The sequence below is a fragment of the Rhodoblastus sphagnicola genome (assembly GCF_002937075.1).
In the GTDB taxonomy this organism is placed as follows: Bacteria; Pseudomonadota; Alphaproteobacteria; order Rhizobiales; family Beijerinckiaceae; genus Rhodoblastus; species Rhodoblastus sphagnicola.
On sequence record NZ_NHSJ01000053.1, the window covers coordinates 11,594 to 26,471 of the forward strand.

The window sequence follows — 14,878 nt, forward strand, 5'->3', positions numbered from 1 at the left end:
GCAGGTTCGGATTGGGTTCGCCGCGCGCCGCGCAGTAGAGCCGCCGACCCAGTCGCCAAGACAGTCTGCGAATTCTTCGATTCATGATGTTGATACTTTCGCTCTCCAAGCGCGGGGCGCGCCCGGTGTCGGTCAGGTCGCTCGCCGATGAGTCTTGATCAAATGCTTGATCTGGAAATAGGCTTTCAGCGCCGCCGCGCCGCCTGGATAGGAGCTGATTTTCTTGGCCAGCTTCACTTTCCTGCTTGACAGATTATGGGAGTGGTCCGCGCCAATGTCGGAGAACAGGCGCTCGTGTGCTGAACTTTGACCAATGAAGAAGCGATTTTGCCCATTCACCCTGTCTGTGAACTCGAGCTCACACTCCCACATCTTCCGGCTTTCCAAATAAAGCCCCAAGGCCTGCACGAATTCCCGCGACTTGAGGTGCGGCCGGTCGCTGTAAGCCTGTTGCCTCCTGTCGCCGGGAATATTTTCAAAAATACGCAGGACGCCGCCATCGATCGCGATGGTTTCGCGAACCACAAGCGGCATGGGATTTTTATGGAAAAACAACATTCCCAATTCGGGTCGGCGCGACATGATCTCGACGGCGTCCCTCAAATAATGACTGGGACCCTGGCACACCCAATCGTCCTGTAATTGCAATATGTAGTCGCCCGTCGCGCGTCTCAGGCCATTGTTTTGATTTCTGCCGAGTCCGCCGCGAGCCTTTGCAAGGCAAAAGCTGTCGAATGGCATTGTCAGGATTTCGTCTTGAACGGCGCGTGGACTGCTGTCGTCGCAAACGATCAGTTCGAGGCGATCACGCGGGTAGTCGGTGTTGGCGAGAAACGCTTCGACTGTCGGCTTCAGCGTGACAAGACGGTTGTAGGTGATGAACAGCACGGAGATACGAGGGAGCATCGCGACCGCTTTTTCAGGATCTGAACGTGGTTTGCACACTTCGGGCGAAATCAATGAGCTTATTGCTGGCCAAAGTGAGCCTCTGGTGGGCAAGGAGAACCTGTCGCAAGCGCAGTCCAAATCGACCCGCCGACCGGGGATCAATCTCGCGCAGTCGGCGCATCGCCTGCGCGAAGGCGGCCGGATCGTTGGCGCGGAAGGCGATCTGCGCATGCGTGTCATGGACCCATGCCGCCGAACTGCGATCGAAATCCGCGCGATGACCGAATGTGGCCTCAATGTCGTCGCGAATCTTCACCAGACCTTCAAAGAACCGCAACTTCGATTGGAAACTGTTGCGTGTGGCGGAGTTCGGAGACAATCGGTATACGGCGACGACCTCGTCAAGGTAGCCGATCCGCCAGTTGGCGGCGCAAAACACGGTGATCGGCAAGTCGCCCGCCACATAGTCGGGATTGCCCAGGACGCTGTCGCCGAGATCATCCAGCACCACGCGCCGCACTACCATTGTACATGTGCGCGGCGCCAATTCGCGCAGCGACAGAGAGAACATATCGCCGCTGAGTTCGTCCGATCCGCGGCCGTCATGCGCGCCACGCCCGCCAACAACCCATCCGGTTTGACTGGGGCGGGCGGTAACGTAATTTCCATGCGTCATGCCGAGCCCGGCGTCTACTTCCATCATGGCGATCTGCTTGGCCAGCTTGGTCGGATTGCACCAGTAATCGTCGCCTTCGCAGAACGCCACATATGCGCCGCGGCATTGCGCCAGCGCGCGATAGAAGTTGCGCATGACGCCGATATTCTCATCTCCGGTTACGATCCGAATGACCTCCGGATGGCGGCACTGGTAGATTTCGGCGATCGCCCGCGTGGCGTCGGGCGAGCAATCCTCGGCAATGATCAACTCGATGGGGAAGTCGCATGACTGTGCGAGCACGCCCTCAATGGCCTGTGCAATATAAGCCTCGTGCCGGTAGGCAAGCATGAGTATCGAGACGAGCGGCTTTTGCGTCGGACTTTCCGGACGTTTGGTCTCGATCATAATTCACCTGTTCCTGAATCGGACGCGGTCGGCCGGGTGGCGCGTCGGAAGACGAGTTGGTCGAGCATCGGAACGGCCGGCAGGCGCAGAACCAAAGCCATGCCGCCAAACAAAACGAGTCCGAGGCCCACGCCCGCCAGCAGCCGCACTGCCTCAGAGAAGGAGTCAAACCCGGAAATGAACTGCACGGGAATAGCCATCGCTCCAGCAACGACAATGGCCGGCGCGACGTCGCGAAGCTGGCGCCAGATCCCGTAACCGACGAGCCTTCCAGTCTGGCTGGTGTTGATCAGGAGCGCGATCAAGGCGAGCCCGAACAGGCCCCAGGCGATGCCGAACGGACCAAAGCGCGAGGCTGCGATGAGAACGGCGACGCCGAAGACCTTCTTGACGATTTCGAGGCGGAAGAACAGGTCGGACCGTCCGAGGGCCATCAACACCTGAAGGTTGAGAACGTGCATCGGCATCAGGACGCCGCCCAGACACAGGATCTGAAGCAGGGGCGCCGCCGGCAGCCATTGCGGCCCGTAGACCGTGGCGATAAAGGGCTCAGCCACGGCGGCCAGGCCCAACATCGCCGGCGCATTGATGAGCATGGTCGCCTGCAAGCCCAGCCGCAGGCTTGCCCTGGTGCGCTCGATATCGTGAGACATCGACGAAAGCGCCGGGAAGGCGACGCGGGAAATCGTGTTGGTGAACAGGACGGTCGGCAGCGCGGCTGTCCCCTCCGCCCGCGCAAAATGGCCAAGGTCGGCCGCACCGTAAAACTTTCCAATGAGCAAGGTATAGGCGCGCTCATAGAGGATGTTGAGCAGACCGGAGGCCAGCATATAACCGCCGAAGGCGAACAGGCGGCGCGCCGAGGCGAAGCTGAACACGAAACGCGGCCGCCACGGACTGAGCGCCCATAACATGACCGTCGTCGACGTCCCCGCCACGAGCGTCTGCGCGGCCAGCGCCCAGACGCCCCAACCGCCCGCGGCGAGCGCGATCGCGCAGGCGCCGGACACCACGCTGGCCACGGCCCCGATCGTCACCAAGGGCTTGAAAGCAAGTCTTTTTGTAAACAGGGTCTGATGCACGGCGCCGAGGGCGCTGATGACGATGTTCGCCGCCATAATTGCAGTGAGAGGAACCAGCTCGGGCTTGCCGAAAAAGACGGCGATGGCGGGCGACGCGGCCAGGAGAAGGCCCGCGACCAAGATCGCGATGACAATGTTGAACCAGAATACGGTTGAACTGTCGTCGTCGGAGACAGACTGGCGCTGTATGAGCGCCTGGCTCATGCCGCTGTCGACGAACACGCCGGCAATGCCGATGAACAGCGCCAATAACGCGATCGTGCCGAACTCCTCCGGCGACAACAGTCGCGCCAGCACAACCGACACAAAGAACTGCAGGCCCTGACGCATCAAGGTGTCGGCCGCGCTCCACAGCGCGGCCGAAAGGGGCTTATGTTTCGGCGTCGCGTTCAAAGCTTGCCGCCATGGCCAGGAAATTGCGCTTGCGCTCGGCGATCCGGCGCGCGGGGGTTCCCGCGTGAATCGCGAAGCCCTCGAGTTCGCCGCGCGCAAGGCTCAAGCTGCCCAACGCCGCCCCCTCATGCAAGATGGCTCCAGGAAGGATCACGCTCCCGGCGCCGACAATGACGTGACGGCCAATCAGAACCGGTTGCGACATCACGTTGAGATATTCGGCGGGGACGGTCGGGTTGGTCATGGCCGAACCGCTGTAGTCGTCCGTGGACGAATAGACGCTGACCCGGCTTGACAGGCCGCTGTAATCATCGAGCCTGATTTCAGCCGCGCCCATGATTGCGCACATGACCGCCACATGCACATGCCTGCCGATGAGGATGCCGTCCGTCCCGGCCGAAAGGACGCAGAAATCGTCAATTCGGCTGTGATCGCCTATCGCAATTCTCGACGCGCCATATATCGAAGCAAGCCTTGAAATTTTGACATCCTTGCCAATGGCGGCAAAGCCGAGTTGCGCCAACTCATGCGCGTCGTAATAGCTCAACCGCGCCTCCACCCTGCAAGATACGACACACCGAGGCGATCGTCTCGACCGCCCCCTCGGGCAGCGTCGTGCCGGTTGGCAGCACGATCACGCGGTTGGCGACCGCCTCGGTGTTGGGCAGCACCAGGCCCGCATGGGGAAACAGGTCGCGATAAGGTTTCATCTTGTGGCATCCCGGCCAGAAGTAACGCCGCGCCAGAATGTTCTCGGCATGGAGCGCGGCGATGATCTCGTCACGGCTGGCGTGGGACTCCGGTCCGACCTCCATGACGACATACTGGTAATTGTTGCGCTCGGCGTCGTCGAAGGGCAAGATTGTCAGGCCTGGAACGTCGTCGATGGCGGCCTGATACGCCAGGTGGTTGCGCCGGTTCGCCTCGATGACCCGTGCGGTGTCGTCGAGATTGACCAGCCCCATCGCCGCGCAGATCTCCGTCATCTTGCCGTTGGTGCCGGGGTGGATGACATTGTCGTAACCGGCGAAGCCGAAATTGCGCATGAGGCGCATGGTTTCGGCCAGAGCGTCATTGTTGGTGGCGACGGCGCCGCCTTCGAACGAATTGAAGAATTTGGTCGCGTGGAACGAGAAGACCTCGGCCTCGCCAAAGCCGCCGATCGCGCGATTGCCGATGCTGCAGCCGAAGGCGTGCGCCGCATCGAACAGCAGTTTCAGCCCATGCTCGTCGGCGATGTCCTGCAATTCGGACACCGGGCAGCCGCGCCCCCACAGATGCACGCCAATGATTCCGGTCGTGCGCGGCGTGATCATGCGGCGCACCGCCGCAGGGTCCAGCGTATGGGTGACGGAGTCGATGTCGGCGAAGACCGGGGTGACGCCCTGCCAGAACAGCGCATGGGCGGTCGCCACGAAAGTGTAGGAGGGAACGATCACCTCGCCGGTCATGCCGAGCGCGCGAATGGCGATTTCAAGCGCGACGGTGCCGTTGCACATGACGACGACATGCTTGGCGCCGAGTTCGGCGGCGAGCCGCGCCTCGAATTCTTGCACCAGCGGGCCGGCGTTGGAGAGCCAGCGGCGTTCGAGCATGTCGGCCGCGAGCCGGATGAACTTCGCCTGGTCGCCGATATTGGGCCGACCGACATGCAAGGGCTCCGCGAAAGCGGGCGTCGCTCCGTTGATGGCGAGATCAACGGCAGAACGGATTGTCTTCATTTTCTGAGGCTTCACCTGTTTTGCGCCGGGATGCGTCCCGACGACCGGACATCCGCCCGTTGCGAGGCGGAGAAAGGCGACTGGATTTCGTCGGCCCCGAGCAGGGCTCCGATCCGTTCCAGGAACCGCGGATAGCAGAAATGCGCACGCCAGCGTCGGCGGCCGGCGTCGCCGCAGCGGCGGCGCAGATCGGCGTCCGTCAGCAGCGCGATCAGGCGGCTTGCGAGCATTTCGCTTTCGCCAAGGTCGACGTTGAACCCGGTTTCGCCATCAACATTCACCTCGCCGCCGGCGTCGTGAACCGAGGCGACGACGGGAACGCCCTGCCGCATGGCCTCGACGTAAACCAGGCCGAACCCTTCCTTACGGCTCGGCATGGCGAACACATCCGCGCGCGCCCAAAGCGCGGGCAGCGCCGCCTCAGCCACGAAACCGGTAAATTCGATCCTGTCGCCCAGGCCGAGCGCGCGCGCGCGCGCCTCCAGCGCCGGACGTCCGCCGCCGTCGCCGGCGATGACCAGCCGGGCGTTGGGCGCGGCGGCGAGCACGCGCGGCCAGGCCGCGATCAAGGCGTCGTGACCTTTGTAAACGTCGCCGACGTCGAGGCGCGAAAGCGCAAGGACGGTGAGCGGCCCGGCGCTCCGGGAGGCAGGTTCGCCCGCCGCGTCGTCCTCGGTCGCGAGCCAGCAGACGCGCGCCTGCGGCAGCGCCCCGTGCAGCTTCTGGAACCGGTTGAGCGTGTAATGCGAATTGACGAGCACCAGGCGCGCGCGCCTGAGCACGGCGTGATGGTCCGGCCGCAGGTTTTCCCACACCTCGATGCCGTGCATCCACACGACGCAGCCGCGCCCGCGCGCGATCAGGGACGGATGCGCGCGGGCGATCCCCGCGCTGTCGTAAACGAAACCCTCGCGGCCGATGGCCTTGAGACAGGTGAGCGCGGCGAAACGCAGCTTGTCGCCGCCGGCGCAAGCCACGGCGGCGCCGGCGACGTCGAGCGGCGCGCGATCGAGATAGGAGACGGGCGTGATCTGGGCGCCCAGATCGGTCAGGGCGCGCGCGGTCATGCGCGCGACCCGCGCGATGCCGCCGCGTCCGGCGGTCAGGGTCGCGGCGCCCAGCACGATGCGCTTGCCGGCGAGGAGATCGCGGCTTGTCAAGGGTCGGGCCTTTCAGCAGATTGTCTTTGGCGCCGGCCCGACGGGGCCGGCCGGGAGATTAAAAGTCGAACAGGCGCGACCGCGTTCCGCTGCGCACCATGTCCGTTATGGCAAGCATGAGCCGGGTCGAAAGCTCGACTTCGCGGAAGTCGCGCGCGTCGTGGCGGAACGGTTGCAGCAGCGCGGCGACGTGACCGACGTCCTTGGGCCAATATCTGCGGCGGATGCGGCGCTTGCCGACATGCAGCGTCATGGCGCGGAAATCGTCGATGGTGGCGGCGATCTCGCCCCATTGCAGCACGATGGTCTCCGCAATGCCTTCGAAAGGCTCGGCGCGCGCGGTCAGGGTGATGGTGACGAGGTCGCCCGCCGCACTGGTCAGCGTCACCGTCAGATCGTCGTCGCGGACGCGGTCGTCGCTCCAGGCGCAGTCGATCCGCCAGCGCGTCGGCAAGCCGTTCCACGCGCGCACATGCACCATCAGGTCGAGCCAATGGCCGACATTGCCGCAAATCCGCGTGCCCTCCTCGGGGCGGCGGTACCAATGGTCCGGCCCCAGCACATGGCCCTGAACAATGCAGGCGAGGGTCAACGGCCCGTGGATGTCGCGGCAATGCGCGCGCAATTCCGCGATGGCGGCGGAAAAGGGCCGGTTGTAGCCCGCAAACAGCCGCCCGCGCGCGCGCGCGCGCGCCGCCATCAAGGCGGCGAAGCTCTCTTGCGTCACAGCGAGCGGCTTTTCGCAATAGACGTCGTGACCCGCCGCCAGCGCGGCGATCGCATAATCGGCGTGGCTGGCGTGGTTGGAAGCGATGTAGACGACCCGGACGCCCGCCGCGCCAATCACCTCATCCGCGCTGTCGCAAGCCTCGGCCTGAAAAAAGGAGGCGAAGCTCGCGACCGCGCGGCGGTCGGGATCGAAGGCGGCGCCGAACCGCAGGCCGAACCGCGTGGCGATGGCATAGCCGATGGACGCGAAGGCGAACTGGCCGCAGCCGATCACGCCAATGTCGCGCGCCACGCCGCGACGCGCGCCAAGCCACCAGGCCCGCCCCCCGCGCAGTCGTCCGGCGGCCTTGAACAGCGCGCGGCGCGGCCCGTAGATCGTCACGAACCGCCAGAACTTGCGAAGGCCGTCCATCATGCGAATCTCGGATCGCGCCGGGCGACGGCGGGGGCAGACCACCGGTTGGTGGCGCGGTCCACCAGCCTTTCCAGCAGCCTTGAGGCGAAATGCGCCACAATGATGTACGAGAGGCCGCCGACGCCGGACGTCGCATAAGGCCCGGCGATGTCGATGCCATATTTCATCGACATCAAGACGACGGGAAAATGCGCCCATCGCTGCGCGGCGAAGACCCACAGCGTGTAGCGCGACAGCAGAGCATAAACAAAGCCCAACGGCGGCATGAGGAACAGAATGCCCCACCACCCGAAATTCCAGTAGACCTCGGCATAACGTCCCGGCCAACTCAAACTCGTCGTGCCGCCGGTGGCCTTTTCCGTGAAACCGGCGCCGAGATAGTTGAGACTGGGTTTGTCCGGCCAGAGGAATCTGGGGACCAGCACCACAGCGATCGCATTGAGCGAATCCCCGGGCATGCCGCTGTCGTAGAGGTGGACGGCGAATGAGGCCTGATTCATGTAGCTTAGCCGCGCCAGGCCGCCCTGAAATTCCGACCTGAAGGGATCCGCCAGAAACTGTTCGCGCCCGCCAGCGAAATAGGACGCGACAATGTCAACGCGTTCATCGAAACCCGCGCCGGTGACGCTGTTGTATCTTTGAAAAAGCACGCTGCGGCCGAAATCAACAATGGGCGACGCCGTCGCGAACGTCATGAACAAAACCGCGGCGATCGGAGCGACGCGCCAAATCGACGCGCCCCGATGGACGGTCGCCAGACCAATCATGACCAGCGTGAAGGTGAGCTCGGTTTTCGAGAACGTGATCAACCCGACAAACGCTTCGAAGACGGCGAATGCGGCGACGGCGGCGAAAATCAGCCGTGAATGCGCGAAGGCCCAGGACCCCACGAGGTAGATGCCGACCGAGCTCAACATCGACAGTTGCAGAAAGAAGCCGGGCACCTGCCAAGCGACGAGACCAAAACTGTAGGGCAGGGCGATCTGGTATTTGACGACAAGCCCAAGACCGCCAACCAGCACCCCCCATCTCAACATGGCGCGCGACGAATTCCGGCCTGGATTCGCAACGACGACAGGCCGGATTTTGCTCATGACCCGATTGGACGTCAGGAGTATGACCAGAATACTCAGCGTCGTTATCGTATTGACCCTCAGCATCTCCGCCGGAGTCGCTTGATAAAAGTGATTCATGACGTCAAGCGTCGTGTCATTGACGATTAACGGCACGACGGCGCCAAATCCGTAATAGACAGCGGTCGCGACTCTCAGCCAGAACAACGATATCCAGATTCCCGCAGGATGCGCGGTTGCGGTGCGCCACATTCCATATCCCAGCGTGGCCAAAAACATAACTGGGCCATAGAAGTTCAAGTAATCATAGGCCTCGGGACCGACGAGGCCGTCGAATGCGACATAGATCAAGCTCAGCCCGGCAAGGGCTGACAACTCGCCTCGACTTGACTTCAGCAAGACAAGATTCGGTTGGGGCGCGCTGCTCATCTGGACCGGACAATCAATTCAAGTTAGACGACGGCCGGCGAGGTCATCGTTGGCTCGCCGTTGAGACGCTTGGCCAATCGACCGCCGTACCGCCGCCACGGTTGTTCGATGATTTGATAGGTGAGAGCGGCCGTGCCGATTACGCAGAGGAGATAGATGATCGTCACCAAATCTCCCAGCACGAGCGACACATCGAGACGATTTCCCATTTCGAAAATCGTCGTCTTCCCCGCGAAGAAACGGTTCAGGGCAAACCCAAATATGCTCGTCCAGAACACATGCACCATGTAGATCGAGTATGAGAGCCGGCCAAGCGCCTGCATCGGCGCGGTCTGCATGACCTTCTTGACCCTGGAGCCGCCATCGATCGCGAACATGTAGATGATCAGGCCAAAGAGCGGGACGACCGCCAGATTCAGCAGAGATGTTCGTCCTGCAAATCCCATTAAAATATATATCGATGGGAACAACACGAGGTAGCTCGCGTCCAGCCATCGATCGTCTGGCCTTGGTCGCCACCGCGCGTGAAAGAACCAGACGACCACGCCCATGCTGAACGACATGATGCAACGCGGCCAGCCGTACTGGATGGGCGTGGCTATTCCGCCCGCGCCATTGAGCCAGAGCAAAGCCATGAGCGCGCAGCCACCAAGAGCCGCCATAGCCGCAACGCGTTTTCCCGGCTTTATCCAAAGCTTGCAGATGAAAGCGAACAGAAGATAGGTCCAGAATTCAGTACTGATGCTCCAACTCGGCGTGTTCAAGATGTTTTGCGTGGTCAGGCCCGTTGCATGGAGCAGGAGGACGTTCAAGACCAAGGTGACGCCGAAGGGGTCTTGGAATGCGCCTCTGGGAGGGAGTTGCGTCAACAGCGGGACGACAAGCTCGCGGAAGATCTCGACCGCGAGCAGCATGATCAGCGTGACGATATGAAGGGGATAGAGGCGGAAGAACCGCCGGACCATGAACCCCTGCAAATGAAAAGGCTTCTGGCCGCTGTCAGCGTAATTGAAGGCGATGATGAATCCTGAAAGCACGAAGAAAAAATCGACAAACATCCAGGCGTTGTAAACGATGGGGAGAAAGAGGAGGTGCGTCGTCCAGGGCACATGCACGAGCGCCACCATGAGCGCGCAGAATCCGCGCAAGGCCTCAAGGTTATAAAGAACGGGCCTGGTCTGCGAAACATTGCCAGTACGCATTGCGACTCTCATTTCGAGTCAGCCGTGAACTCGGCCGCGCTTTGCACGGGAGTCCGGGCCGAAGCCAACCTGCGCCCCATTTCACGCCAAGGCTTTTCTATCCATCGGTAAGTCGCCGCGGAGAGCGCGATCAACGCGCCCAGATAAATCACGAGCGCCGCGTCGCCCCAGCGCCCCGGCAACACCATCAGGGCATGAATGTCGCCGATCGCGACGCGCGGAAATGCGCCCCGCTCCAGCAGCACGCCGATCGCCGTCGCCAGCATGAGATGCACCATGTAGATCGAGTACGATAACCGTCCAAGCGCGGTAAACGGCGCCATTTCAAGGATATGACGCGTCCACGACCCTTGGTCCAAAGCCGCCAGCCAGATGACCGCCGCGAACAACGGCAAGGCCAGGACGTTGGTGGGCGTATGATTGTTGGCGGCGGCAAGAACGCAATATAGCAAGGTCAACACGGCGACGAATGCGACATCCGTCACGCGGGAGCCGAGGCGGATGGGCCGCCAAGCGACCGCCGCCCAAACGAGGGCTCCAAGACCGAACCCCGCCAGACAGCGCAGCATGCGCGGCGCCGTCCACAAGCCGCCGTCGCCCGCGAGCGGCAGCAACGCCAGAAACGACGCGAAGCCGATCCCCGCGACCAGCGCGATCCGGATCGCCGGTCCGCGCGCCACGACGCAACAGATGCAAAACACGCAATAGGTCCAGAACTCCGCCGCTATGCTCCAACTCGGCACGTTGAGCACGCCGCCGTGGTGGAGGTTCAGCGCATGCAGCATCGTCAGGTGAAAGACGATCGACGTCGCATAATCATCCGGCAGCGGGCCATGCGGCGTCAGAGGCGTAAAGGCGGGCAGAACGAACTGTTTGGCGAGGATCAACGCCAGCAAGGCGAGCATGGTCGCGAGATGGAGAGGATAGAGCCGGAAAAAGCGCTTGATCAGGAAGCCGCGCGCGTCGAACGGCCCGCCCCCGCGGTCGACATAGTTCAGGGCGATGATGAAACCCGACAGCACGAAGAAGAAGTCGACGAACAAATAAGCGTTCTGGATGAAGGGCGTCGGGTGCAGGCTGGTGAGCCAGGAGGTGTGGAAGATCGCGACCATCACGGCGCAGATCCCGCGCAGCGACTCCAGATTGGCGAGCAGAGGTTGCGTCGCTCCCTCTTTGCCTCGGGGCGCCGAATCGCGTCCTGACTTAACTCGCCACCAAGCCATGCTCATTTCGCTCCCCGGCCGCCCTGCGGGCGCGCGGCAACATCTTCCGCCATGGCGATCGTCCACGCCGAGCCATGAGCGGAGTTCCACGCGATCGCGGCGTCCCGGCGGAGCGCCCGATCGACTCGTGTTTCACACGCCGAGCGCGACGCCATTTTCCTTGAATTTTTCATGTATCTCCGCCGCTCGCGCGTCATAGCCATGCCGGGGCGCGCAGCGCGCGCGCGCCTTCGCGATCATGCGGGCGCGCAGATCGGGTCGTTCAAGGTAAAAGCGCGTCTTGTCGCAGAGTTCTTCGGGCGTCGTGAAAACGTCGAGATCCTCACCCGGCGTGAAGAACGCGCGCAATTCCTCGCTGTCGATATGCAGTTGGAAGCCGCCGCAGGCCGCGATTTCGAAGGTGCGCGTCGAAACGGCGTCCTGCCATCCCGATTTGTGCGGCCCCATCATCACCGCAATATTGATGCGCGCTTCCTGCAGGGCGCGACTGTAGGCGCAATCGTAGATCGAATCCGCGACGGCGACCTTCCCAATATTGGCGACGCCCTCCGCATGGCTCCATCGGGCGCCAATCAGCCGCAGGCTCGCCGCAGCGCAACCCGTGTGGAGGCTCTGCATCCACTCTTGCTTGTAAGCCGAATGCGCGCCGATGTGTTGAATGTCGAACGCATAGTCCTGGTCCGCGACCTGGCCCCGGACCGGCCAGTGCACGTCGTCCGAATATCCGTGCGGAACATAGAAGACCTTCGACGCGCCAAGCCGCGCGCGCAGGACATCAAGATGGAAGGTCTTGGTCGTGAAGACAAGATCGTAGAGCGCGAAGTCGTCGAGCGACACGCCGGGATGATCGAAATGGAAATCGGGATAGAACAGCGCGCGCGGGACGCCGCGACCGCCCATCCATTCCAACAGCTCGCGTGTGACGCGCGTGCCTTTGATCGACAGAAACAGATCCGGTTTCAGCGTCGTCACGGCGTCGCGCAGCGCGCGCTCGAACTCCCGGACCAGAAACGGCTTCATCAGACGGCGGGCGCCGCGCGCGACGAGCGCATTGCTCGTGCTGGCGAAAATGCGCGACAGATCGATCTCCTGCACCGCCCAGCCAAGCTTGCGAAAGCCATGCGCCAGCCCGAGTCCGCTCGAGCCCCGCCAGAACTCGCCGGAGAAGACCATGAGGGGGGCCCGTCCAGGGCTGATCGCCGTCACTTGAACGCCTCCAGCCAGCGTCGCGCCGTGGCGTCCACGGTATAGTCGCCGGTCGCCAAGCGCGCCGGCTCGAACCAGGCGGCCGAGTTGGGATCGAAAGCCAGTTCGCGCATGCGCGCGGCGCTCAAGGCGCGGTCTCCGAAGGGAACGAGAAAGCGCCGCAACGCGCCCCGCAGGAACACGCTTGCCGAGCCGACCGTTTCCGTCGTCACAAGGCCAAGTCCGGCGACGAGCGCGTCCTGCGGAGACACCTCCCACGGCCCCACCGCCACCAGATGCAGGTAAGCGTCGGCCGCAAAGAAATAGTCCTGCAAATCACGAAACGGGACAAAACCAGGAAATGTCACGCGGTCAAGGCCGCGTCGCGCGCACTCCCGCTTGATTTCCGGCAGCAATGGACCGTCGCCAAGCGCGAGGAGATGAATGTTGCCGATGTCCGCGATGCGCGCATAGCTCTCCACCAGTTCCCACGGGCTCTCGCGCGACGAAAACTTCGTCGCCGAAACGAAGACGAACGCATCCGGCGCAATGGCGCCCCGGGCGCGCGTCTCCGCGCGTTTGCGCGCGCGAACCTCGGGCGGCGGCGCGAACTTGCGCTCATTCGTGGCATAGGGAAAAAGCACGCTCTCGCGCGCGGCCGGCCAGGCATAGTAAGCGCTTGTCAGCGGGCTCGTCGGCGCGAGCGCGTCAAAGGCGCCGCGCGCAACCTGCCGCTCCAGGGCCAGGGCGAAGCCTCGGCGCGGACGTTCCGACAATTGATTTTTATCGACGCGAAACACGACGCGAACCCCGCGCCGGCGAAGCGCGAAAGCGAGCCGCAGCCGCGCGAGCTGCGGCTGGTCGGAAAGCACGGCGATCTCCGGCTTGAATTGCAGCACGGCGGCAAGAATGTCCCGATGCGCGCCCGCCATGGAGCGGTCGATCCAGACCTTGGGATAATCGCGCCCGCCGGGCTCGCCGAGGTCCGGCACAATGCCAATCTCCGGATCGATGCGCTGGCGCGCGAAGCCGTAATCATTCCAGTAGACCACGGCGACGGAATGCGGATCGAGCTCGTACATGCGGCTGTAGACGGGCTCGTCGAGCTGGGAGACTTGACATTGCACGAAGGCGATCCGGGCCATCAGGCGGTCCTCCTCTCGCCGGCGCCGGCCACCGCGGCTTCCAGCATGCGCGCGGTTGCGGCCACGGCGTCGCTGCCGCTGACGAAGCGCTCGGCGACCCGCCGCGCGCCGGCGCGCCATTTCAGCCGTTCGGTCGCCGGCAACCGCGCCAAGGCGTCGATTCGCTCGGCGAACAGTCGGGGATCGCCAAGCGGCAGATCCCAGCCGGCGGTCTTCGCCTCAAGCCCCTTCCAGGGCGTGCGGTTGGATATCAGCGCCGGGACGGCGCAGGACAAAGCCTCGAATATCGCATGTCCGAAATTCTCTCCCAGCGTCGGCGAGAAGAAGAGGTCGGCGGCGGCCACGCGCTCCGGGATTTCCGCGTTCGGGATCGCGCCGACGAGGCGCACGCGCACATGCGGCGGCAATTGCGCGATGAGCGACTGGCACGACCGCCAATAGTCGGTTTCCTCGACAGGCCCGACGATTTCAAGCGCCACGGCCCGCTTCACATGCGCAAGCGTCCTGATGGCGAAGTCAATGTTCTTGACCCGCGCAATGCGTCCGACCACGACGATCCGCAAGGGGTCGTCAGGCGCGGCGTCAAGCTGTCGCGACAGCGGCGGATCGACAAGCCGCCTCACGTTGCGCGCCAGGAAAACGCCGCGCGCGGCCGGAGCGCGCGCCGAAATGTCGGCCGCCTCCTCCTCGCTGGCCGCGTGCAGCCAGACGTCGCGCAACAGGCGAAGGCCGCGCGCGACGGCTTGGTAGGCGGTCTTGCGCGGCGACTTGAGCCCAAGCGCGCCGACCGCCAGCTCGCCGCGGGCGGACAGGATCGCCGGCGCGCGCGGAACCAGCCCGAGCCGGCGCATCAGCAGGGTTGGCAGCGTGAACTCGCGATCATGGAAGCCGTTCATCCACACCACATCGGAAGGCGTTGTGCGCAACACCTGCCGCAGATCTCTTGGCCCTGTTGCGGAAACGGGCGTGTAGCGCACCTTCGCGAACCCCTGATCAATCCAGCTTCCGCTTGGCGCCGAAGGCGCGGCCGCGCCGAATGGACGATCACGCGCCAGGACCAGGAATTCATGCGTCCCGCACATCGCCTGGCACATCTGCCGCAGGCTCTGGTTGGGGCCGGTCGCTTCGTGGCCGGGCCAGTAGCCGCCCATCAGGATCAGGACGCGCATG

Annotated in this window: 13 protein-coding genes; all 13 read right to left on the minus strand. The window is 63.4% G+C overall.

The genetic code is table 11. The annotated features are described in order from the left end of the window. Positions 1–132: 132 nt before the first annotated feature. Positions 133–960, minus strand: a complete 828-nt coding sequence (locus CCR94_RS08310) for a glycosyltransferase family 2 protein (RefSeq protein WP_158254673.1) — start codon at positions 958–960, stop codon at positions 133–135. Beyond that, positions 920–1,951: a glycosyltransferase gene (locus tag CCR94_RS08315; protein WP_104507410.1), complete on the minus strand. Its 1,032-nt coding sequence runs from the start codon at positions 1,949–1,951 to the stop codon at positions 920–922. Before CCR94_RS08315 ends, CCR94_RS08310 begins: the two co-directional genes overlap by 41 nt. Then, positions 1,948–3,426: a lipopolysaccharide biosynthesis protein gene (locus tag CCR94_RS08320; protein ID WP_104507411.1), complete on the minus strand. Its 1,479-nt coding sequence runs from the start codon at positions 3,424–3,426 to the stop codon at positions 1,948–1,950. Before CCR94_RS08320 ends, CCR94_RS08315 begins: the two co-directional genes overlap by 4 nt. Beyond that, a complete protein-coding gene (locus tag CCR94_RS08325) occupies positions 3,404–3,973 on the minus strand; it encodes an acyltransferase (protein WP_104507433.1) in 570 nt (189 codons plus the stop codon). Before CCR94_RS08325 ends, CCR94_RS08320 begins: the two co-directional genes overlap by 23 nt. After that, positions 3,951–5,147: a DegT/DnrJ/EryC1/StrS family aminotransferase gene (locus tag CCR94_RS08330; RefSeq protein WP_104507412.1), complete on the minus strand. Its 1,197-nt coding sequence runs from the start codon at positions 5,145–5,147 to the stop codon at positions 3,951–3,953. The genes CCR94_RS08325 and CCR94_RS08330 overlap by 23 nt, the downstream gene beginning before the upstream one ends. 11 nt (positions 5,148–5,158) lie before the next feature. Then, entirely contained in the window at positions 5,159–6,307 is a 1,149-nt protein-coding gene (locus CCR94_RS08335) for a glycosyltransferase family 4 protein (RefSeq protein WP_104507413.1), read from the minus strand. 58 nt (positions 6,308–6,365) lie between these two features. After that, positions 6,366–7,451 carry a Gfo/Idh/MocA family oxidoreductase gene (locus tag CCR94_RS08340; RefSeq protein WP_158254674.1) on the minus strand — a complete coding sequence of 362 codons (1,086 nt, stop codon included), beginning with the start codon at positions 7,449–7,451 and terminating at the stop codon, positions 6,366–6,368. Continuing rightward, positions 7,448–8,953 carry a hypothetical protein gene (locus tag CCR94_RS25005; RefSeq protein WP_158254675.1) on the minus strand — a complete coding sequence of 502 codons (1,506 nt, stop codon included), beginning with the start codon at positions 8,951–8,953 and terminating at the stop codon, positions 7,448–7,450. Before CCR94_RS25005 ends, CCR94_RS08340 begins: the two co-directional genes overlap by 4 nt. A gap of 23 nt (positions 8,954–8,976) precedes the next feature. Beyond that, positions 8,977–10,155, minus strand: a complete 1,179-nt coding sequence (locus tag CCR94_RS08345; protein ID WP_158254676.1) for an acyltransferase family protein — start codon at positions 10,153–10,155, stop codon at positions 8,977–8,979. Between the two features lie 8 nt (positions 10,156–10,163). After that, a complete protein-coding gene (locus CCR94_RS08350; protein ID WP_104507416.1) occupies positions 10,164–11,384 on the minus strand; it encodes an acyltransferase family protein in 1,221 nt (406 codons plus the stop codon). 126 nt (positions 11,385–11,510) lie between these two features. Beyond that, a complete protein-coding gene (locus tag CCR94_RS08355; RefSeq protein WP_146089908.1) occupies positions 11,511–12,584 on the minus strand; it encodes a CgeB family protein in 1,074 nt (357 codons plus the stop codon). Then, positions 12,581–13,708, minus strand: a complete 1,128-nt coding sequence (locus CCR94_RS08360; protein ID WP_158254678.1) for a glycosyltransferase — start codon at positions 13,706–13,708, stop codon at positions 12,581–12,583. The genes CCR94_RS08355 and CCR94_RS08360 overlap by 4 nt, the downstream gene beginning before the upstream one ends. Beyond that, a complete protein-coding gene (locus CCR94_RS08365) occupies positions 13,708–14,877 on the minus strand; it encodes a glycosyltransferase family 4 protein (RefSeq protein WP_104507419.1) in 1,170 nt (389 codons plus the stop codon). The genes CCR94_RS08360 and CCR94_RS08365 overlap by 1 nt, the downstream gene beginning before the upstream one ends. Between the last annotated feature and the right edge of the window lies 1 nt (position 14,878).